This is a genomic window from Psychrobacter sp. FME13 (genome assembly GCF_014861395.1).
Classification (GTDB): Bacteria; Pseudomonadota; Gammaproteobacteria; order Pseudomonadales; family Moraxellaceae; genus Psychrobacter.
In genome coordinates this window covers 1-1,125 of record NZ_RRYV01000312.1, presented here as the reverse complement: position 1 = coordinate 1,125, position 1,125 = coordinate 1, and the positions used below count along the sequence as shown (strand labels likewise).

The following is a 1,125-nucleotide window of genomic DNA, read 5'->3' as shown; positions in this document are numbered from 1 at the left end:
CATTAACAACGATGGCGACACTAACCAAACCACCGACCAGTGATGGAAACTCTGGCCCTAAAAAAACACCGGTTATCATATAAGGGATTGTAAATGCCAAGCCTGCAAAAATCGCAAACGGCCAAATAGCGAAGCCTTCTTTCCAGCTTTTATTCTTACCAAAAAAGCGGGTGAGCATCATCACCATAAAAAGTGGCATAAACGTACCAATGACACCATGCATGATAGCCACTTGACTGGTAATCAGTTGTAAAAAGTCGCCCCACTCTAGTCCTTCTTGTGCCAGTTGAGCGCTAATGGCCGCTTTATCTAACCCATTATTTACCCCAATAACGATAGGCGTACCGACCGCACCAAATGATACAGGTGTACTTTGTATCATCATTCCCATCAACACCGCACCCAGCGCTGGAAATCCTATCGCCACCAGCAAAGGCGCAGCAATAGCGGCAGCTGTACCAAAACCTGAGGCACCCTCAAGAAAGCAGCCAAAGCACCATGCAATAATAATGGCTTGCACACGCCTATCTGGCGATACATTGGTAAACCCAGCACGGATAACGGCGATTGCACCAGTATGTTTTAATGTATTCAACAGAAAAATAGCACCAAAGACAATCCACAACACCGAGACAGTTATCACCAAACCCTGAATAATAGATGATGACACTCGGTTAAGCGTCATATCCCATATAAAAATGGCAAGCGCAGCGGTAACAACTAAAATGATAGGCATTGTTTTTTTAGCTGACCATTGCAAGCCTATAAGAAAAATACCACAGAGAACGATTGGCAGTAATGCCAAAAGCCCATATATTGTTTGATTCAAAATTACATCCTTTTGATTGTGCGATCTTCCCTGAACCAAGTCATCGCAGCCTTTATTTTGACGACTCAATGATGACTAAGTTGTATTAAACATTCACAAACAGGGACTGCTAATTTATCCAAGCCGTCTTGTAGACAAAACCGAGCACGACTTGCGACAGTCTATGGCCCATGTTCAAAAAGCCCTAAAATAGGGTGTGTATAGAATTCAAATCAGGGGCAACCAGATAAAGACACAAGCAAGCATTACCGCCGCTGCATAGCTATCTTTGAGCTTATCATATCGCGTGGCAATGC

At 43.6% G+C, this 1,125-nt stretch carries 1 protein-coding gene and 1 pseudogene; both read right to left on the bottom strand.

The genetic code is table 11. From position 1 onward, the window contains the following. On the bottom strand, positions 1 to 829 hold an 829-nt coding region (locus tag EI164_RS16255; RefSeq protein WP_192521009.1), incomplete at its 3' end, for an L-lactate permease. Positions 830 to 1,036: 207 nt separating this feature from the next. Next, positions 1,037 to 1,125: pseudogene (locus EI164_RS16250) on the bottom strand (IS5/IS1182 family transposase); the annotation flags it as partial.